Origin of the sequence: Cerasicoccus arenae (assembly GCF_014651635.1) — a bacterium.
GTDB lineage: Bacteria > Verrucomicrobiota > Verrucomicrobiia > Opitutales > Cerasicoccaceae > Cerasicoccus > Cerasicoccus arenae.
In genome coordinates, this window is sequence record NZ_BMXG01000005.1 from 25,520 (window position 1) to 45,630 (window position 20,111).

Consider the following 20,111-nt stretch of genomic DNA (forward strand, 5'->3'; position numbering starts at 1 on the left):
GAAACTCGACGGAGAAACTGCTCGCCTACGCAAAACGCAGCTTCGGATTCAACGTGGCTTGGAGGATTTCTGCCGCGAGGTTGAGCAGGACCAGCAGCGCCGCGTAAAATAATGCGCAGCCGATGACGAGCATCGCGTCACGGTTGATCGCCGCCTCCACGAAAAACCGGCCGAGGCCAGGTATTCGGAAGATCGTCTCCACCACAAATGAGCCGCTGATAAGCCCTGCCGCCGCAGGCCCAAGGAACGAGATGACTGGCAAAATACCATTGCGCAGGCCATGGACCGCATACACGCGCCAGCCGGAGACACCTTTGGCCAACGCCGTCCGCATAAAGTCTGCATTGCGCACTTCCAGCATGCTGCCACGGGTCAGACGTGCCAAATAGGGGGCGTAAAAAAGGCCGAGTGTCAGCGAAGGCAACACCCGGTCGCCTGGAAATTCCCAGCCCGATACATTGAACCAAGGCAGCTCCAGTGAAAACGCGAGAATGAGCAGTGGCCCGATGACGAACGTCGGCAGGCAAATACCCAGCATCGCCAGACTCATGGGCAGGTGATCTGTCCAGGAATGAGGCCGCCACGCAGCGAGCACGCCCATCGTGACGCCGATCAGCACCGCGATGATCAGGGCGTAGAGCCCGAGCTCCAGCGAGACGGGGATTTTCGCGCCCATCAGCTCGGCAACTGTCCAGCCTGTATAAGTTGTCGAAACGCCGAGATCGCCTTGCAACAATCCCAAATATTGTCCGTTCGGACGCGGCCAAACACCGAGAAAACGCCCGTATTGCACAATTAGCGGATCATTGAGGCCATATTGTGCCTCATAGGCCGCACGTACGTGGTCGGGGACTTCCTTTTCGCGGTCAAAAGCACTACCCGGCGCAGAACGCATCATAAAAAACGCCAGTGTCGCCAAGAGCAACAGCACCGGGATCGTCTCCAGCAGGCGGCGTAAGATAAGCTTTGTCATGGCTCAATCTGGAATAAAGCAGGCGATGGAGACGTTTCCAAGCGCGGAATGTATCGTAAAACGGCACATGGGGCTATGTTCTCACGCTTCTCACCGGGGGGGGATGCCAAATGGAGGTTACATCAGCTGATAATCCAGTCTATCCAATTAATCAATTGAAGGATTCAACAATATCGTTTCATCTGCCGAATATATCTGAATAATCAGACAGCAATCCGTTTGACCACGATGCCTCGCCCAGAAAAGCCCCCCCCCCCTCCAACATTAAAGACGATTGCACAGGCGCTCGGAATGTCGATTTCTGGGGTGTCAATCGCCCTTCGCAACGATCCTTCGATCCCTCAATCAACTCGTGAGCGAGTACAGGCTGAAGCCTTACGGCAAGGGTATCAACGGAACCCGCTGGTCTCTGCTTTTTGCGCAAACCGGCGGCCTCGTGACAGTATTAAGCTGACCACTCTTGCCTATTTGCAGCACAATGTCCCGAAGTCATCGAAAGATCCGCACAGCACGAATTGGCAGTTCTACGAAGGCGCGCTGGCGGGTGCAGAAGCCTTGGGGTACCGAATCGACGCCTTTGACCCCGTGGCCCAAGGCATCGACTATAATCGATTGGACGACATCCTCTTTGCGCGGGGAATTCGAGGGCTTCTCATTGGGTCGCCGTTCCCGACGGACGCGAGAATTGACCTCAAATGGGAGCGTTATACGGTCGTGAGTATCGGCCAAGGGCTTACTCAGCCGGAAATTCATAATGTTTCGATTGATAACTTTGAGACAGTCATTGGCGTTTTCAAAACGCTCCATCAGATGGGTTACTGTCGCCCCGGTATGGTCTTGGATGACACCTTCGATGGGCGTGTCAGCTACCACTGGAGCGCTGCCTACCACTCTTACACGAATCGTGCAAAAAGTGGCAGTAAACCAAGTCTGTTCTATCAGCGGGTCAAGCAGCTGGATCATCAGGCAATTGCCGATTGGGTGAGGGAAGCCAAAGTCGATGTCGTGCTCGGTCATCGGGCAGATTTAATACCCGGATTGAAGGCTTGTGGCTTGAAAATTCCGGAGGAAGTTGGATTTGTCACCATGCAGGGCAATCACCTGGATTCCGGCATTGCGAGCATCCAAAGAAACGCCCGTGTCATCGGTCAAACAGCCGTCGAGCTTCTGGTTGACGAACTCCACCGCAACCAACGGGGCATTCCGGCACTGGCCAAGCGTATTCGTGTCCTCGGAAGCCTACTTCCAGCTCCCAGCCTACCGAATCGCTCTATCAATCACGGCCGAACGTAGCCGTAACATCGGACTTATCCGCGCCTAATCAAAGTGAAAACGGTTAAGGCTCAGCGCGTTGTTCGGCGACAATTTCTGCCGTCACAACATCTTTCCCTCCCCCCCCCCATTGCTGGCGAGCGTAGTTGGTGAGTTTGGCCAGATCTTCGTTGCTCAGTGAGGTGAATTTCGGCATTTCACCCATCCAAGGTGAGCCATTGGGGTCGCTTGGTGGTGGGAAGCCATGAATCAGTCCGTGGACAAAATATTCGCCGGATCCGAGGCGCGGGCTGCCCATTAATGGCGGGAAAATCTGCGTCACGCCTTGCCCCTTATCCCCGTGGCATGACTGACAATGCAGTGCGTAAAGCTCTGCCCCACTTTTCATCGATGTATCCAGCGATATCGGTTTGGGCGGCGGCTCGGGCGCGCGCACGGCTTTGGTCGGAGGAGGTTTGCCGCAGCCGAAGAAGGCCGTCAGCAAGATCATACTCAGCGATAGGAAAATGAAGGGGCGCATGGTCTTACCGATTCATTATCCAGCAAAGTTTGATTAGCGTAAAGCCTTGGCTGTCACTTTATACGGCGTGTAGGCAAGTATTTCACACAAACTCTCGAACCAACGGGACGTTGGCTAGATCTTCATCGCGCTGGGGATGGCGTTCTCCCAGATTTCGCGCAGCGAAGATGTGTCCCATTCGATTGGGTGCTCCAGATTGGGCGCGTCGACGTGCAGAATGCCTTCGTCGTTGGCCTCACCAATGATATCTGCGTGGATGTCGTAACGTTCGGCGTCGTGGACTACGTGGTCCGCGCGGCTGGCGTCGACGGCCAGCAGGATGCGGCCTTGGCTTTCGCCGAAGAAGAGCGAGTCCCAGCGGTCAATCGGGAGGTCTTCAAAATTAATGTCAGCGCCAAAGGTTTCTTCGCCCGCAAAGAGCATTTCGCAGAGTCCGACGAGCAAACCACCTTCGGCGATGTCGTGTGCGGCGTGGATGCGCCCCTTTTGGATTTGCACTTGGAGGAAGTCCATCAGCGCGGCTTGGTTTTCCAAATCCATGCGTGGCGGTAGGCCAGTCTTCAACTGATGCACGACGCGCAAGAAAGCGCTGCAACCCAGCTCCTTTGGCACGTCGCCTAAGAGAATAAGCGCTTCGTTGCCCTTTTTGATGGTGGAGCTGGTGATGTATTGGCGGCTGTCGATGATGCCGACTACCGAAACGACCGGCGTCGGGTCGATTTTCGTATCTTGTTTTTCGTTGTAGAGGCTCACGTTGCCACCCACGACGGGCACATCGAAAAATTCGCATGTTTCCGCGAGGCCGCGCACACACTCTTTGAGCATGTAGAAGGACTCGGGCTTGTTTGGGTTACCAAAATTGAGGTTGTTGGTCATCGCCAACGGACGTGCACCGGTGCAAGCAAGGTTACGGATAGCTTCAGCGACGGCGATTTTGCCACCTTCGTATGGGTCGCCCCAGCAGTAGCGGCTGTTACAGTCGTTGGTGATCGCGATGTATTTATCTTGGTCCGGACCACCGCAGCGGAGGCGAACAACGGCTGCGTCGGACTCGCCAGCATGCTTCACGGTGTTGGTCATGACCATTTGGTCATACTGCCGATGGATCCAGCGTTTGTTGGCGATGGAAGGGTCAGCAAGTAACTGAGGGAGGGCGTCATAGATGCCGTCATCGGTCAAGTCGGGCAAGGTTTCGATGTCCCAGGCCTGAATCTCGTCGAGATAGGCAGGACGTGTGGCAATCGGGTCGTTGAGCGGGGCTTCCTCCGTCAAATCCATGGCAGGGATGCGCACCACGACTTGGCCATGCTGCTTGACGACCATGTCCTTGCCTTCGGTGACCAGGCCGACTTTGGCGGCGTGCAGGTCCCATTTTTCAAAAATCTTTTCGAGCTCTTCTTCGCGGCCTTTTTTGGCGATCACGAGCATGCGCTCCTGACTTTCCGAAAGCATGATCTCGTAGGAGTTCATACCGGTTTCGCGCTGAGGAACGAGGTCTAGCTCAATCTCTACACCGACATCACCACGGGCGGCGGTTTCGCAAGTGGAGCAGGTGAGGCCAGCGGCACCCATGTCTTGAATGCCAACCACGAGGCCATCGACGCCCATCATTTCCAGACAGGCTTCCATCAAAAGCTTGCCCATAAAGGGGTCACCCTTCTGGACGGCGGGTCGGTCAGCGGCGGATTCTTCGGAGAGCTCTTTGGAGGCAAAACTGGCACCGCCAAGGCCGTCACGGCCGGTGGCTGCGCCGACATAATAAACTGGATTACCCACGCCGGATGCCGCGCCGCGCTTTATCTGATCGTGCTTGAGCACACCGAGGCAGAGTGCATTGACCAGCGGGTTCCCCTCGTAGCAGGTGTCAAAATACGTGTCACCGCCGATATTCGGAATGCCTACGCAGTTACCGTAGTGGGAGATGCCGTGGACGACGCCGCGCATGATGCGGCGGGAGTCAGCGGAGGTCAGCTCACCAAAGCGCAGGGAATTGGTGAACAGGGCAGGGCGGGCACCCATGGTGAAGATGTCGCGCAAAATACCGCCAACGCCAGTCGCTGCGCCTTCGAAAGGCTCGACTGCGCTCGGGTGGTTGTGCGATTCGATCTTAAAGCAGATCGCCCAGCCGTCGCCAATGTCGACCACGCCCGCATTTTCCTCACCCGCTTTCACGAGGACTTTGTTGCGGGAGTCCTCGTCAAACTTCTGAGTGGGGAACTGCTTGAGTAGCTTTTTGGAATTCTTGTAGGAGCAGTGCTCCGACCACATGACGCTGAATATGCCGAGTTCGGTTAAGTTGGGCTCGCGGCCCAAGATCTTCTTAATCCGTTCGTATTCGTCGGGCGTCAGGCCGTGCTTATCCACCAGCTCGGGCGTGATGGGCGCGTTCAGCGTAGGGTCGGGATTCGGCGCGGGTGCTTCGGTGGGCATGGGAAAATAAGTTGCTTGGGTTTACGCCTTTTGCTGACGGGCCATCTGGGATTTTAGGAACGCCTTGATTACGCCGATGCCGTCGCGGCTCGGGTGGATTTCCTCCACTGCGCGTTCGGGGTGGGGCATCATGCCAAAGACGTTGCCTTCCTTGTTGCGGATGCCCGCAATGTTGCTAATGGAGCCATTGGGGTTGTTCGCATAGCGAAACAGCACTTGGTTATTGGCCTCCAGATCGGCTAGGCCGTCATCATCGATGCGGTAGTTGCCTTCGCCGTGGGCGATGGGAATGTCAATGGTCTCGCCGAGGCTGCCTTGGTTAAAGTAGTCCATGCTGTCCTCGACATTGAGCTTGGCAGACTCGCAGACAAATTCCATGCCTTCGTTACGGACGAGGGCACCCGGAAGCAGGCCCGCTTCGCAGAGAATCTGGAATCCGTTGCAAATGCCCAGCACCGGTCCGCCATTATTAGCGAACTCAATGATCGAGTTCATGATCGGCGAAAAACGGGCAATCGCGCCGCAGCGTAGGTAGTCCCCATAGGAAAATCCACCGGGCAGCACGACGCACTCCGCACCAGCCAAGCTCGGCCGCTTATGCCAGAACAAGCGCGTGGGCTGGTTAAATACGCCAAAGAACGCGTGATAGGCGTCGCGGTCGCAGTTGGAGCCAGGAAATTGAATGACGGCGATCTTCATGGGGCGCAGCGTTGGGCGTTAACTAGGCGAGCTCGTAGCGGTAATCTTCGATGACGGGATTGCTGAGCAATCCGTCACAAATCTTTTCCAGTTGCGCACGCAGCTCGGGCGTGTCGGAGCCTTCCAGCTCGAACTCAATCGTCTTGCCGACGCGCACATCGCTGCTTGGTTTTACATTAAGATGCTCCATGGCGTGACCGACGGCCGCGCCTTGGGGATCAAGCACCGTCTTCTTGGGTGTGACAAATACCGTGACCTTCATGCCACTTAGTTGTGAGCATCTCACCGCCGCTGACAAGCGTTATTCGCCGCTTGGCCGCGATTAACGAGCTCTGCCCCTCTTCTCTCGCTTGGCATCGAAGCTATTGTCCTGCTATTTGGCCATTCTTGGTGACATGGTTTATTGCTGTTTCGCGCAAGTTGATGGTATTGATTAAGACGGGTTGACCGGTGGGTGCTCGGCGTTATGCTTTGGATAAACGTCAACCCCGCGCTATGCCGAAACGCTACCTCCTTGCCCTAGATCAGGGAACGACCAGTTCCCGCGCCATTGTTTTTAACGCCGATGGCGAATCCGTTGCATCTGCGCAGAGGGAATTTACGCAGTTTTTCCCGGAGTCGGGCTGGATTGAGCACGATCCGAACGACATCTGGGCAACTCAGAACGCTGTTGCTGCCGAAGCGATGGGTAAGGCGAGCTTGCGAGGCCGTGATCTTGCTGGGGTTGGGATCACCAACCAGCGGGAAACGACATTGGTCTGGGAGCGAAAAACCGGACGGCCCATCCACCGCGCCATTGTCTGGCAGGACCGTCGCACCTCAAAGTATTGCGACCGCATGCATAGCGAGGGTAAGGCCAATGACATTACCCAAAAAACCGGACTGCGGCTCGACCCATATTTTTCGGGTACGAAGCTCCACTGGATACTCGACCATGTAGATGGTGCCCGGAAAGCGGCTGAACGGGGGGAGCTGTGTTTTGGTACTGTTGACAGTTGGCTGATCTGGAACTTGACCGGGGGAGCTGTCCACGCGACAGACCCCTCTAATGCCAGTCGAACCCTGCTTTATAATATCCATGAAGGTCAGTGGGACGAAGAATTGTTGGAATGGTTTGGCGTTCCCCACGAAATGTTACCCGAGGTGCGTACTTCATCGGGCGATTTCGGCGAATGCACGGACTTTGGCGGTGCCACGATTGCAGGGGTTGCAGGCGACCAGCATGCTGCGCTCTTTGGTCAAACCTGTTTTAAGAAAGGCACGGCTAAGAACACCTACGGCACTGGCTGTTTCCTCCTCCAGCAAACCGGTGAGAAACCCATCGCATCTAAGAATCACTTGCTGACTACCATTGCCTGGCAGACTAAAGGGCGTCGCCGCAAATATGCGTTGGAAGGCAGTGTGTTCATGGGCGGTGCCGTCATCCAGTGGCTTCGTGATGGGCTGCGAATGATTCATACTGCGAGTGAAAGCGAACCGCTCGCTGCGAGCGTGCCTGACACCGATGGCGTCATGCTGGTGCCTGCGTTTACCGGGCTTGGTGCCCCGCATTGGGACCCAACGGCTCGTGGTGCAATTGTTGGTCTGACTCGTGGCACGACCGCCGCTCACATTGCCCGTGCTGCGTTGGAGTCTATTGCCTTCCAAAGCGCTGAACTGCTTGAGGCGATGAACGCTGATAGCGGTATTGCCCTCAAGGAACTACGTGTTGATGGCGGTGCATCGCGCAACGATTTGCTGATGCAGTTTCAGGCTGATCTGCTCGGGGTGCCCGTCATTCGCCCACAAAACACGGAAACCACCGCGCTTGGTGCGGCCTATCTTGCAGGCTTGGCCACCGGTGTCTTTGCCGATGAAAAGGCGATCAGCGAGCAGTGGAAAATTGATCGCACTTTCGAGCCTGCCATGTCCAGCGACGAGGCTACGGAAAAGATGGGTGTTTGGCGTGATGCGGTCTCTCGTGCTAAAGGCTGGGCCAAATAATACGGATTGCTGAATATTGAGCGGCTTTTTATTGGCCTGTAAACTCTGATTACAACGCCTTAGTAATTACGGTAGCTGCTGCGCTCGGACCGCAGGTCTTTGCTGTAGTAGTCCCCTTCATCCGCTTTCAATGCGTTCTTCACATTGCGCTGGAAGTCGTCTTCGTCTGTTTTGATGTGGGTGATTTCATCTTTGGAGTTGCGGATTACCACGATGTAACCCGCGTGCTCCCAACCATATTCATAATTACTGTAATCGGATTCGTAGTTCGCGAACTCGTAGCTGTTGCCATACACTGTGGTGTCACCGTTGCGGGGGAAGTCAACGACGCTGTCGGAGGCAGAGGTGACCTTTAGAGTCCCCCTGTGATAGGTATGCTCAGCGAAGCAGACAATGCGCACTTTGTTGCCTTTAAAGCTGCGGTAAAGATCGTCATTGGTGATGCGTACTTCGGGCGTGTAGCTGTAGCGGTTATTATCGCTATAGTAGCTGGAGTTTATGCTCTTCTTTTTCCGGTTCTGTTTGAAATTGATATCAAGGTCGACATTGGGGCTAAGGAGTTGTCGGGCTTTTTCTTCTTCTTTCCACCATTTTCGAATCGCGGACTGGTCGTCAAAGCTCAGTGTGCTCAGGGCGATTTCAAACGAGCGCTGGTCGCTGACTCGTTTAAAGGAGAGCGTTTCGACGCCGTCTTTGTCGATAAGTTCGTCGAGTTCTGCGACGATGGAGACGCCGTCTTGGTTCGTTAGTGTGCGTTGTAGCGCCCAGGCTGGGGAGAAGCTGGCGGCAAGGATGACCAGTAGGGAGGCGAATCTTTTCATTATCTTATCCTAGTAGAGGTGGCTGCGTTTGCGGACATACAGGCTAGCGTAATGTTCAGTATCGATCCATTATAAAGGACACATTGTTTTGCAATGCGAACTTGTGGGAGCGGATTATGATAATTCACTTCACGATCCGACTAGTCAATCAAACGTTATTCTACTCGCGCAGTGGAGATCGGTCGTGTTCAATGATTTCCAATGCACCATGGTCGGTAGCGACAATCAATGGCTCCATCGAAATGATTTCGCCCGGAGCGCCGGATAGTTCGTCGCGAACGCGGGTTTGCCAAATAAACGTCCGCTCACCCTGAAAAAGCGCGTCACAAAAGGCTCCTGGGTAGGGATGGGTGACGGCGCGCACGAGATTATGGACTGCGCGTGCGGGCTGTGCCCAGTCAATGCGGCCATCATCGGGTCGTCGTCCGCCAAAATACGTTGCCAAGCCTTCGTCCTGTGGAATACGGGGTGCGCGCCCAGCGAGCAGCGCATCTAATTGCCGCCCAAGAACGATGACACCTGCCTCGCGGACACGGACCATGACATCAATGGCGGGTTCATCCGGTCCAATGGCGACCTTTTCCTGGTCAACGATGTCCCCAGCGTCGGGTGCCTTAACCATGTGGTGCAAGGTTGCCCCGGTGGATGTCTCACCGTGGAGTACGGCCCAGTTGACTGGTGCCCGCCCACGGTAATACGGCAGATAAGAGCCATGAAGGTTAAATGCGCCTAGTGTCGCCAACTCCAGCGCCCACAACGGCAGCATGTTACGGTAGTAGAATGAAAAAAATAGATCTGGCCGGAGCGTTTTGCGGAGCAGGTCTTCGTGTTCGGCGCGGGTGATTTTATCTGGCGTATAAACGGAGACGCCGTGTTCGTTCGCTAATTTGGCGACCGACGGAAACCATTGATTTTCGTTAAGGTTATCCAGATGAGTAAACACCGCGACGACTTGGCAACCGCGCTTGAGCAGCAGCTTCAGGCAAGCGTGGCCCACATCACTGTAGGCAAAGACAACAATGCGGGGCGACAGGTCAGTTTTCAAAAACGTCCTTTCTGAGCACATGAGTGTGCGTGATCATTTCCGTTGTGGAACGGAGGCCCCGGAAAATATTGTAGACAGAAAGAGCAGCCATGGCGAAGGAGTAGATCTCCATGAGGCGGAAGACTTCGCGGAGTCCGGCCTGCCAGCGGCTGATGCCTTGGTTACTCTCGGAGTAGACCTTGAGCCCGACGATTAGCTTGCCCGGAGAGGCTTTGGTGAGCACTCCCATCAGGAAAAAATAGGTGAGCGGCCAGACAATGAAAACGCCCAGCGCGGCAATCATTGCGCCGCCTGCAATGCCCTCCATGGAAAAGTCGGGGTCGATGTAGCGCTGAATGGCGCTGACCAGAAACTTGATCGTCGGCGTGGCGAACAGGTAGAACGACATGAAGAAAAAAGCCAAGTCGATCAGCAGCGCAACCACACGTCTAGTGGCAAGATTCATAGCTGCTTAAAGCTGCGCCTTACCGTGCACCGCGCGGATAATGGCCCCGCCCAAGTGGTTTTCGTGGATTGAGTTGTAGAGCTGAGTGTAGAGCGATAGCATATGCTCGTAAAAGCCCTCAGGCGTGGATTTACGGATTTTATCTTCAGCCCCCTTTATTTTCTCGATCAGAGCGAGATACCAATCAGCAAAATGTGGGTGGAGCGGTTCGATTGTGAAGAGGCGCCAGCCGTTGGCCGCAAGCAACCCCTCTACCTTATCAAGGTGAAGCGGGTTGGGCAGGAAGCGCTGGTCTCCCTCCATGATGGGATGCTGTTGGTAGTCGCCACGGTCCACATAGTCAAAAATTGTCAGCGAAGAATTGGGCGAGGCGATTTGGGAAAGCGCCTTAAGCGCAGCACCGGGGTCCTTGAATGCATAAAAAGCCGTGAAGCTGACCAGCACTTCAAAGCCGTGCTCAAGGATCAAGGGCGCGTCCACCACGTCACCATGGACGAAATTGCAGCGTTTGTAGGTCTCGTTTGCGTAGACGATGGAGCTGCGGTTGATGTCGATACCAGTCACTTTTCCCCAGCCTTCGGCGCGGATGTGCTCTGAGGTTCCGCCGAGTCCGCTGCCAATGTCTAGCACCTTGGTGTCGGGCTGGCGTGGCAGCTTCTTAAAGACCATCTCAATCGCTTCGACATCGCCAGGATGGGCGAAGTCAGCTTTGCGCACTAGGCTGAGCGCTTTTTTGCCCGCGAGGCTGTTCATCAATATCATGGGTTCCGCCATATATTTCCATGAAGGCGAAAACCGTGCCCCGTGTAAAGCCTGCTAATTCTTAGCCGCATTTCCATCTCATACGGTAAGAGAGCAAGTGTTTGGAGTGCCTTTTCGGCCATGATTCGGCTCATCCTTTTCGGTTAAAAGGGACATTAAGTCGCAGTCGTAACGGGATTTTATGCAGTTGCCCTTTATAAATTTCCCAAGCGGACGTTTGACACGGCGCAGGGTATCCCCATATAGCCGCTGCTGCTTTTATTATTCAACGCAAGAAACCGTGAGCTATAAACTCTTTATTCCTGGACCAGTCCATGTGTCGGACAAGACCCTTAACGCGATGACTTCGTGGGTGATGGGTCACCGCAGCAAGGACTTCGTCAACCTCTATCAAGCCATCCAGCCACAGCTCCAGCAGCTGATGTATACGCAGGACCCAGTCTACCTGAGCACCTCCTCCGCTTGGGGTGTGATGGAAGGCGCGATCCGCAACGTCACCAAGAAGGGCGTGCTCAACATCATGTCGGGCGCATTCTCGGACAAATGGAACGACGTGGCTCAGCGCTGCAGTCTGCCTTGTGGCGCATTGCAATACGAATGGGGCACGCCTGCTGACCCGGAAGATGTTCGCCGTGAGCTCTCGACGGGCAAATACGACGCGCTAACCCTTATACATAACGAGACCTCGACCGGCACGATGAATCCGCTGGCTGAGATCATGGCCGTGGTTAATGAGTTCCCAGACGTCATCGCGATTGTAGACTCGGTTAGCTCGTTCACGGCTCTGCCGATCAAAAAGGACGAGTTGGGCATTGATGTGCTCCTTACGGGTTCGCAGAAGGCATTGGCTTTACCACCGGGTTTGGCGCTATTGTCCGTCTCGGAGAAGGCTCGCCAGCGCGCTGCTACAGTAGAAGGCCGTGGATACTACTTTGACTTTCTTGAGTTCCATTCGAACTACGAGAAGGGCATGACCCCCAGCACACCAGTCATTCCTTTGATCTATGCGCTTCAAAGCAAGCTTGAGGATATTTTCGCCGAAGGTCTGGAAACGCGCTACGCCCGCCACGAGCGCCTGAATAACCTTGTTCGCGCCTGGGGTGCCAAGCACGGCTTGTCGCTGCTCCCCCCCCCCGAATACGGATCGAAAACACTCTGCTGCTTTAGGAATGACATCGGCATCGATCTGGAAGGCCTCCGGAAGGCTGCGAAATCGCGCTACCAGTTCGATATCGACGGCGGTTACGGTAAGATCAAGGGCAAGACATTCCGAATTTCCAACATGGGCGACGAGACCGACGAAACCATCACTGAACTCCTTGCAAACCTCGACGTGCTCGTGCCGGAGTTCACCGCGAAGTAAATCAAATTTAATTATACGCCATCGAGCCATTTTTTGAACAGAAGGTAGCAAAGAAAGCAAAGCAACCTGTGCGCGATCACGGAGTGAGCTTTGCTTTCTTTGCTGCCTTCTGTTTATAAAAACCGTTTTTATTTTATATCTATGAAAAGTTTAGTCATTGCCGAGAAACCATCCGTTGCGGGTGACCTAGCACGCGTGCTGGGCAAAGTCCCGAAGAAGGGCGATTTTTACGAAAACGACGAATGGGTGATCAGCTCGGCGGTCGGCCACCTTGTGGAGCTTTTCATGCCCGAGGACATCAGCAAGGACCTCAAGCGTTGGACACTCAAGACGCTGCCTATCGTGCCGGAGAAGTTTCAACTCAAGCCGATCGACAAGACTAAGCAGAAGTATCAGGAGCTTAAAAAGCTCATTGCACGTAAAGACATCGACCAGATCATCAACGCCTGTGACGCCGGTCGTGAGGGCGAGCTGATCTTCACCTATGTCAACGAACTGGCCAAGGGCAAAAAACCGGTCAAGCGCCTCTGGATGTCCTCTATGACACCCGGAGCGATCAAGGACGCCTTCGCTAACCTGCGCGAGGCATCTGAAATGCAGCCCTTGCAGGATGCTGCTCGTTCCCGCTCTGAGGCGGACTGGCTCATCGGTATCAATGGCACTCGTGGAGCTACAGTTGTCTTTGGCCGCCGGGGTGGCCGCGCTGCCACCGTTGGCCGTGTGCAGACGCCAACCCTCTCCCTCGTTTACCAACGCGAAATGGAAATTCGCAACTTCAAGCCTCGTGACTATTGGCGTCTTATCGCCGATTTCGGCGTGGCTGCTGGCGAATATCAAGGACTGTATCAAAAGCCGGACTTTAAGAAGAGCGACGATGAGCATGATCGCGTGGACCGCATCTGGGAACAGGAGAAGGCTGAGGCAATTCTCCAGTCCGTGCTCGCCGCTGGGCCAGCCAAGGTTACAGAGGAAAAGAAGCGCACCAAGCAGGCCAGCCCGCGCCTCTACGATTTGACGAGCCTCCAACGCGAGGCCAACAGCCGCTTCGGCTTGTCCGCTGGCCACACCCTGAATATTGCTCAGGCACTTTACGAGAAGCACAAGATGATCACCTATCCGCGAACGGACTCCAAGGCATTGCCTGAGGACTATGGCCCCACGGTGATCAACGTTTTGCGCAATCTGGACGAGCCTTACGCATTGCATGCCGAAAAGGTTTTGGAAAATCGCTGGGTGAATACTGGCAACAAACGCATCTTTAATAACGGTCAGGTCAGCGATCACTTTGCGATCATCCCGACTGATGCATCTGCTAAGAAACTGGGCGAACTGGAAGCAAAAGTTTTCGACATGATCGCACGCCGCACAATCGCGATATTCTTCCCGCCAGCAGAATTCGACGTCACCACTCGTACAAGCGTTTTAGGCGAGCACTCCTTCAAGACTGAAGGTAAGGTACTGGCCTTTGGCGGCTGGATGGATGTCTACGGCAAGGGAGGCCTCGGCGAGGACAACTTGACCCCACTGACCGACCCTGACTTTGCCCGGAGCGATTCGCCCAAGGGCGCCCTAGCAGATCGCAAGGACGCACAACTCGAAGGCGACGCCACCAAGCCCCCCCCCCGTTACTCGGAAGCCACGTTGCTCTCCGCCATGGAAGGTGCCGGTAAGCTTATCGACGACGAAGACTTCGCTGACGCGATGAAAGAAAAGGGACTAGGCACGCCAGCGACGCGTGCGCAGACCATCGACCACTTGGTGCATGAGCGTTATATGGAGCGCCAAGGCCGTGAGCTTGTACCCACGCAAAAGGCGGAAAGCCTGATGCAGTTTTTGAAGCTGTTTGATATTGAGCAACTGACGTCACCGCAAATGACGGGCGAGTGGGAGCACAAGCTCCGCCTCGTTGAAGAAGGCAATCTATCCCGCGCCGCCTTCATGAAGGACATTACAGACGCGACACAGTCTATGGTGAACAAGCTCGCCAGCCCGCCGCCGCCAGAGAAGGTAGATATCATTTCGCCAACAAACAACGAGTCCTTGCTCGAAGACCACCGCGCCTGGTTCTCCCAGGACAAGATCGAGATTCGGGGTAAAGAATACCCTGCACTTTCAATTAACAAAGTCATTGGTGGCCGCAAGTTGACGATGGATGAAGTTAAGGAGTTGATCGACAAAAAGGAAGTCGGTCCACTCGATGGCTTTACATCACGCAACGGCAAGGCGTTCTCTGCGCTGCTCAAGTTAATCGTCAAGGACAACGGCACGCAGCGGGTCGATTTGGACTTCGGCTCCAACGGTGAGGAATCGCTCGATGAAACCGTCGACCTAAGCCAATACCCGGTTGTTGGCCAATCCCCCATTGACCAGACTCCGGTCCGTGAGACGCCCAACGCCTACGTGAGCGAAGGCCGTGACCCAGACGGCAAACCTGCATTCCGTCTGAGTCGCAACATGCTCGGCAAAGCCCTCCCCCCTGAGGAGGTTAAAAAAATGCTGGCAGGGGAAAAAACGTCCGTCATCCAAGGCTTCAAGTCCAATCGCACAGGTCGACTTTTTGATGCGCAGCTTTTCCTGAAGGATGGTGGCAAGATCGGCTTTGAATTCCCGCCGCGACCACCGCGCAAAAAGGCAGCCAAAAAGGCGGCTAAGAAAGCCGCTAAGGATTCATGAGCGACCTGAAGCTGCCGGAAGGCGAGACGTTGGCCTACATTTTTGATTGTGATGGCACGTTGGCCGACACCATGCCGCTGCATTACCGGGCGTGGCGTCATGCCTTCATCAAGAACAGAGCCAAGTTTGAGTTTACTTGGGACTTGTTTTATTCCATGGCGGGCGTGGGAATGCACCATTCGGTTGAACAACTGAATGAGCGCTTTGGTGATTCTCTGGAGCCCGATACAGTCGTTTCGGACCAGAATGATTTCCTGCAAAAGGAGCATGCCAATATTCAGCCCATCCACCAGGTCGTCAAGCTGGCCACTGAGTTTAAGGCAAAGGGCTTGCCCATTGCAGTCGCCTCGGGTGGTGATCGCCATCAAGTGCATGGTACGCTGCATTATTGCGGCATTGACCACCTTTTTGACATCGTTGTGACCAAGCAGGATGTCGTCCACAGCAAGCCTGCGCCTGATGGTTTCTTAAAGGCTGCGGAGCTACTTGGAGTCGATCCCACTAAGTGCGTGGTCTTTGAAGACAGCAAGCTTGGACTTACTGCGGCAGAAGCCGCTGGTATGCGTTGGGTCTATGTTGATCCGGATATCTTTTCGGCAGGCGTAGAGGCATAATTTCGGATGAAACGGCTATCGCAACTAGATGGTCTCCGCGCTTACGCCGTGGGTGCAGTTGTTTGGTTTCATTGGGCACCGGAAGCCATCAATGGCACTTTTTGCGGGACATCCGTTGGTGCAATCGGCGTAGAGGTTTTTTTTGTTTTAAGCGGCTTTTTGATTACCGGTATTTTGCTAGATGCGCGGTTTAAATCTGACGAAACGGCCAATCGTGGCGTGGTGATGCGGCAGTTTTATATCCGCCGATTTTTGCGAATTTTCCCGCTCTATTATGCGGTGCTGCTTCTGATGATTTTGCTGGATGTTCAGCCGTTCCGTGAAGCTTGGCTTTGGCACGCGACCTATTTTCAAAATGTTTATCAGGAACTGACAACACGGAGTATTTGGGGCTCGCATCTATGGTCTCTCGCCGTTGAGGAACAGTTCTATTTGTTCTGGCCATTGTTGATGCTTTTCACGCCTAAAAGACATTTATTGGCCGTGATGCTCTCATGCATCGCGTTAGCGCCATTGTCGAAGATTATTGTGTGGTCGTCTTCCTTGGGGATTGATCCAGCTCTACTGACGATTGGGACGCTTGACTGCTTTGGAATTGGTGCCGTTCTCGCGATCTTGGCGCGGCAGATGATGCCCGAACAAATGACCAAACTGTGTAAATGGTTTTTCTTCGTTGGCGTGGCTTTGTTTATTTTGGCTCAGACTAATCTGATTGGGTTCATGGCCTTTAGACAGACAGGGGTGGCGTTGGTCAGTGGAGCTTTAATTTGGCGCGCGTCTATTGGTTTCACGGGCTTGCCGGGGTTTCTGCTGCAGAATCGCTTAGCCGTTTACATTGGGACCATCAGCTACGGCATCTACGTTATCCATGGAATGAGCATGCCGATTTGGTTGTGGTTTTATTACAGCGCCCCTATCCCTGGGTACCGCATTTTCGAACGATTGGGTATTCCTGATGATTTTAGTAAAAACTATTGGTTACTGTTGGCGGTTAAATTCAGCCTCACGGCGTTGTTGTCTGTGCTGTCTTGGCATTTCTTTGAAAAGCCGATCAACAGCCTAAAGAGGCGCTTTCCCTACATCCCGAAATCCGGGAAATAGAGAAAGTCTGGTGATAAGCTAGTTCCACTAGCAAGGGCAACTTTGTTAGCGACCATAATGCTGCTGTTGGCCGTGCGAAACCTTCGTCTTTTGCCTTCAAGAAGTGACAGGGGGGGGGGCACGAGTGAATGGGATTCCGGTACACATATTAATAGGATATTTTTCAAGAAACAACGAATCCTATTGACTAAGTCAGATTTCCCGCTCAATTTAGCCTAATGATGTACCCCAAATCCATACTTCTCTCTTGTGCGCTGTTAGCAAATTCCAGCTTTGGCGTGGTTCTCTTCAGCGATAGTTTTGAAAATCCACCGGATGTCGTTGGCGAAGCGCCAGTTGGCTGGAATGTCAGCAACGCCGTCAGGATTTTTGTTACCGATGCCCGAGCTTCAGTGGGCACGCAGAGCCTATTTCTCTCAAATAGCAGTCTCCGAACCGTTACATCGGGTACTCCGATTGCGATACCGGGTGGTGGCGAGGATTTAGTCTTCTCTTTCGATTACGCGATTGCCGATAGTATCGAAAGCAATGAAGGCCTAATTGGGTTTGCTCTTGATTTTGGTTCAGGCTTTGAGGACGTTATTATTGATCTGGGGCAATCAAATGGCTATGCGAATGTGAGCAACTATTCGGGTTCGACCATTGTTCTACCTAATGCCGCTGGTGGCGATACGGCCTTCTTCTCTTATGAAGTGACCGTGCCTGCATCGTATTATGGGGCAGCGACGGATGTCTCGATGCGTTTTCGAACGAATTCCAGCGCCGGTGGAGAGGACTTCTACTTGGACAACGTCTCTGTGAGCGCGATCGCGATTCCGGAGCCAGCAACTTACGCAATGCTCATGTCGATCGGCGTGCTGATGCTGGTGGGATATTGCCGCCGCAAGTAAGCGTTCGCGCCCATTAATCGTTTTCTAAAACTCCCGCCTTCGTTGCGGGAGTTTTTTTGTAACCTTAACTCCGCAAAAAGCTGTCGACCTTGCTGGCGACGATGACGCCGTAGTTGATGGTGCCGAGCCAGCCGCTCATGATGATGCCCACTGAGCCTGCGTGGTAGAGGCCAGGGAGCTGCTCAGGTAGTTCCATCGAGACCTTGAGCCCCTCGAACTTCGTGCCAAACGAAGTCCCGCCAAAGTGGCGGACGTAGTGCTTGACGGTACGCGGGGTTGCGGCTTCGAGATGGTCGACCTTCTCGCGGATGTCAGGAATGAATTTCTCCAAGCCCGTGAGGGCTTCCTCGCAAAGACGCTTTTTCGCGGCCTCGTAATCCTGGTCATTGAGCGCCTTCCAATCGGCCCATTGGGCGTTGAGGGAGGCGACAATAGCGTAGCGATCCTCATCCAGATGCGGCCGCGTTTCTGGATAATAAACGGAGAAGGTGCGGCTGCTGGTGTTGAAGCTGGTCAGCTCTTCACTGGAAAATTCTTCGGCCTCGGAGGTGAAGACCAGATCGCCAATGTCAGGGATCGATTCACCGCGCTTGATGCCGATGTAGACTTGGCAAGAGCTGGTGTTTACGCGAACGGCATTAGCTTCAGCAATGAATTCCGGGGTGAAATTCTCTTTGCCCGCCAGCTCGAAAATCGTATTTTTAATATTGGAGTTCGAGAGCACGGCTTTGCAACGGACCGTGCGAGTTTCGCCAGTGCGTGGAGCGATGGTGACGCCGGTTACGTGGCCATTTTCGACGTGCACTTTCTCCACAAGGCAATTCTTGCGTAGGGTGACGCCGTTTTTCTCAAGCTCTTCGGTCATCTGGGCGATGAGTTGGTCGGTGCCGCCCTGATAGATGAACACGCCTTTGCTCATGAAGTTGGAGAACACGATACCGTAGGTGATCGCGGGATCGTCCCATGTGGAGCCGTTAGCGTAGGAAATGGGCTCCATAAGCAGACGATGCACGTCGTTACGACCGGGAAAAAACTCCTCGAAGAGTTCTTTGGCGGTGCGTTCGTCGCGATCATAGTAATTCATTTGGCGGAGGTGCTCGAAAAAGCCCTCCACCTGCTCGCGCGGCACCTTGAATTTTTCCACGAAAATCTTGGTAAAGTCTTCGCGGTCAAAGGTGGTCTCGACATCAAACTGTGGGTTGATGAAACGGACGCGTTTGAGCTGCACAATGCGTTCGGAGATGTTCTTACCCCAATATTTGCGGCAACTCTTGATCATGCCATGGGGGAAGCCATGGAGTGAGATGTCGAAGATGTGGCGGCCCGGGCGCTTGAACCAGGTGGCAAGCCCGCCCAACTGATAATGATGCTCCAGCAACAAGACGCGGTGGCCCATTTTTGCGAGGGTATTGGCACCCGTGAGGCCGCCGAGACCGCTCCCGATCACAACCACGTCGTATTCTTCTTCAATGCCTTCCAGCCAGTCTTTCGCCATGTTTTCTCGAGGTAAAAACCGGCCAAATTACTCGCCTTGCGTGGAAAGGCAAGGGTGCAGATTATCGGCCTTGTGCAAATTCAACGCTTCCCAAGCTACCGCTTATGCGCCTATATTGCCGACAACGGCCTGACCGTGGTCGCGATGAAACCTGATTTGAACTCCACTCCGTGAAACGTTACCTGAAAGCATTGGTTGATCAGCGTTTTCCCAGCTTGGGAATCGCTTATCGTCGATTGCGCGATGACTGGATTTACGCGATCACCAAGCCTTACCAGTCTCAATTGGGCTTCACGATCTACGGGGACGTGAGCCGTTACTTTACCTCGGGTGACGCCGTTTCTGACCGCCTCGATAGCGAGGAGATCACTGACTTCCAAGATCGGCTCGCTGATGCTGACGTCTTTGTGGACATTGGGGCAAACATCGGCGTGTTTACATTGCTGGCGGCCCGGGCGGGTTTGCCCTGTATTGCGATCGAGGCCCATCCAAAGAATTTCCAGAACCTGCTGCGGAACTTGGAAGCCAATGATATCAGCGGGGTGGAGTGCTTTAATTTTGCGTTGAGCGACGACGTGGGCTTCGTGCGTCTTTTTGGCAGCGGCGAAATGGCTTCTCTCAACCAAGAGTGGGGCGGCAAGTCCGCAGTGCAGTCCATGCTCGTTGCTCGGACAACCCTAGACCGCCTGATCGGCGACCGTTTCGCGGGCAAGCGCCTGTTGATCAAGATGGATGTCGAGGGGCACGAGTTCCACGTGCTTCAAGGTGCATCTGGTATATTGGCGAAAACACCGAAGCCAACCTGGATGTTTGAACATGGCTTCCGGCATAACTTTGCCGATGTGAATCCGCATTATGTGGATGTGCTCAATATGTTTTGGAACGCTGGATATTGCCTGACGCCTGCCGATACGGATGCCTCCGTTGAGCCGGATCGCGTTCGTCAGCTAGTCGCCGACAGGGAAGACCCATTTCCCGGCAACCTGAATTTTGTCGCTCGTGCGAACTGATTGAGTAGGGTTGTC

Annotated in this window: 18 protein-coding genes; 8 read left to right on the top strand and 10 right to left on the bottom strand. The window is 54.2% G+C overall.

Features of this window, described 5'->3' with window-relative positions; genetic code table 11:
- Positions 1–25: 25 nt before the first annotated feature.
- Positions 26–973, bottom strand: coding sequence for an ABC transporter permease (locus tag IE065_RS05020; protein WP_189512454.1), 948 nt, complete (start codon positions 971–973; stop codon positions 26–28).
- A gap of 228 nt (positions 974–1,201) precedes the next feature.
- Between IE065_RS05020 and IE065_RS05025 the strand changes: the two genes are divergently transcribed.
- Entirely contained in the window at positions 1,202–2,266 is a 1,065-nt protein-coding gene (locus tag IE065_RS05025; protein WP_189512456.1) for a LacI family DNA-binding transcriptional regulator, read from the top strand.
- Positions 2,267–2,309: 43 nt separating this feature from the next.
- Here IE065_RS05025 and IE065_RS05030 read toward each other — a convergent pair whose 3' ends face one another.
- The 4 genes from IE065_RS05030 to purS all read right to left on the bottom strand — a co-directional run bounded on the left by IE065_RS05030 (position 2,310) and on the right by purS (position 6,156).
- A complete protein-coding gene (locus IE065_RS05030; RefSeq protein ID WP_189512458.1) occupies positions 2,310–2,765 on the bottom strand; it encodes a c-type cytochrome in 456 nt (151 codons plus the stop codon).
- A gap of 114 nt (positions 2,766–2,879) precedes the next feature.
- The gene (gene purL, locus IE065_RS05035) at positions 2,880–5,195 is read right to left on the bottom strand and encodes a phosphoribosylformylglycinamidine synthase subunit PurL (RefSeq protein ID WP_189512460.1); all 2,316 of its coding nucleotides are present in this window, start codon (positions 5,193–5,195) and stop codon (positions 2,880–2,882) included.
- Positions 5,196–5,216: 21 nt separating this feature from the next.
- Positions 5,217–5,894: a phosphoribosylformylglycinamidine synthase subunit PurQ gene (purQ, locus tag IE065_RS05040; protein ID WP_189512462.1), complete on the bottom strand. Its 678-nt coding sequence runs from the start codon at positions 5,892–5,894 to the stop codon at positions 5,217–5,219.
- 22 nt (positions 5,895–5,916) lie between these two features.
- Complete coding sequence (gene purS, locus IE065_RS05045) at positions 5,917–6,156, bottom strand: phosphoribosylformylglycinamidine synthase subunit PurS (protein WP_189512837.1); 240 nt, start codon at positions 6,154–6,156, stop codon at positions 5,917–5,919.
- Between the two features lie 233 nt (positions 6,157–6,389).
- Between purS and glpK the strand changes: the two genes are divergently transcribed.
- Positions 6,390–7,877 (top strand): glycerol kinase GlpK, encoded by a 1,488-nt coding sequence (gene glpK / locus IE065_RS05050; protein ID WP_189512464.1) that lies wholly within the window; start codon positions 6,390–6,392, stop codon positions 7,875–7,877.
- A 59-nt stretch (positions 7,878–7,936) separates the two neighbouring features.
- Here the strand turns inward: glpK and IE065_RS05055 are convergent, their stop codons facing one another.
- The 4 genes from IE065_RS05055 to IE065_RS05070 all read right to left on the bottom strand — a co-directional run bounded on the left by IE065_RS05055 (position 7,937) and on the right by IE065_RS05070 (position 10,941).
- Positions 7,937–8,698 (bottom strand): hypothetical protein, encoded by a 762-nt coding sequence (locus tag IE065_RS05055; RefSeq protein ID WP_189512466.1) that lies wholly within the window; start codon positions 8,696–8,698, stop codon positions 7,937–7,939.
- A 160-nt stretch (positions 8,699–8,858) separates the two neighbouring features.
- Complete coding sequence (locus IE065_RS05060) at positions 8,859–9,743, bottom strand: formyltransferase (protein WP_189512468.1); 885 nt, start codon at positions 9,741–9,743, stop codon at positions 8,859–8,861.
- Positions 9,733–10,188, bottom strand: coding sequence for an RDD family protein (locus IE065_RS05065; RefSeq protein WP_189512470.1), 456 nt, complete (start codon positions 10,186–10,188; stop codon positions 9,733–9,735). The genes IE065_RS05060 and IE065_RS05065 overlap by 11 nt, the downstream gene beginning before the upstream one ends.
- 6 nt (positions 10,189–10,194) lie before the next feature.
- Positions 10,195–10,941 carry a class I SAM-dependent methyltransferase gene (locus IE065_RS05070; RefSeq protein WP_189512472.1) on the bottom strand — a complete coding sequence of 249 codons (747 nt, stop codon included), beginning with the start codon at positions 10,939–10,941 and terminating at the stop codon, positions 10,195–10,197.
- A gap of 289 nt (positions 10,942–11,230) precedes the next feature.
- On the opposite strand from IE065_RS05070, the gene IE065_RS05075 reads away from it, so the two are divergent.
- From IE065_RS05075 to IE065_RS05095, 5 genes are all read left to right on the top strand, one after another.
- Positions 11,231–12,313: a pyridoxal-phosphate-dependent aminotransferase family protein gene (locus IE065_RS05075; protein WP_189512474.1), complete on the top strand. Its 1,083-nt coding sequence runs from the start codon at positions 11,231–11,233 to the stop codon at positions 12,311–12,313.
- 141 nt (positions 12,314–12,454) lie between these two features.
- Positions 12,455–14,986, top strand: a complete 2,532-nt coding sequence (locus tag IE065_RS05080; protein WP_189512476.1) for a DNA topoisomerase 3 — start codon at positions 12,455–12,457, stop codon at positions 14,984–14,986.
- Complete coding sequence (locus tag IE065_RS05085) at positions 14,983–15,600, top strand: HAD family hydrolase (RefSeq protein ID WP_189512478.1); 618 nt, start codon at positions 14,983–14,985, stop codon at positions 15,598–15,600. The genes IE065_RS05080 and IE065_RS05085 overlap by 4 nt, the downstream gene beginning before the upstream one ends.
- Before the next feature lie 6 nt (positions 15,601–15,606).
- Positions 15,607–16,701 (top strand): acyltransferase family protein, encoded by a 1,095-nt coding sequence (locus IE065_RS05090; RefSeq protein WP_189512480.1) that lies wholly within the window; start codon positions 15,607–15,609, stop codon positions 16,699–16,701.
- A gap of 218 nt (positions 16,702–16,919) precedes the next feature.
- Complete coding sequence (locus IE065_RS05095; RefSeq protein ID WP_189512482.1) at positions 16,920–17,591, top strand: PEP-CTERM sorting domain-containing protein; 672 nt, start codon at positions 16,920–16,922, stop codon at positions 17,589–17,591.
- 64 nt (positions 17,592–17,655) lie between these two features.
- Here IE065_RS05095 and IE065_RS05100 read toward each other — a convergent pair whose 3' ends face one another.
- Positions 17,656–19,086, bottom strand: coding sequence for a phytoene desaturase family protein (locus IE065_RS05100; RefSeq protein WP_189512485.1), 1,431 nt, complete (start codon positions 19,084–19,086; stop codon positions 17,656–17,658).
- A 170-nt stretch (positions 19,087–19,256) separates the two neighbouring features.
- Between IE065_RS05100 and IE065_RS05105 the strand changes: the two genes are divergently transcribed.
- Complete coding sequence (locus IE065_RS05105; RefSeq protein WP_189512488.1) at positions 19,257–20,096, top strand: FkbM family methyltransferase; 840 nt, start codon at positions 19,257–19,259, stop codon at positions 20,094–20,096.
- Positions 20,097–20,111 lie beyond the last annotated feature (15 nt).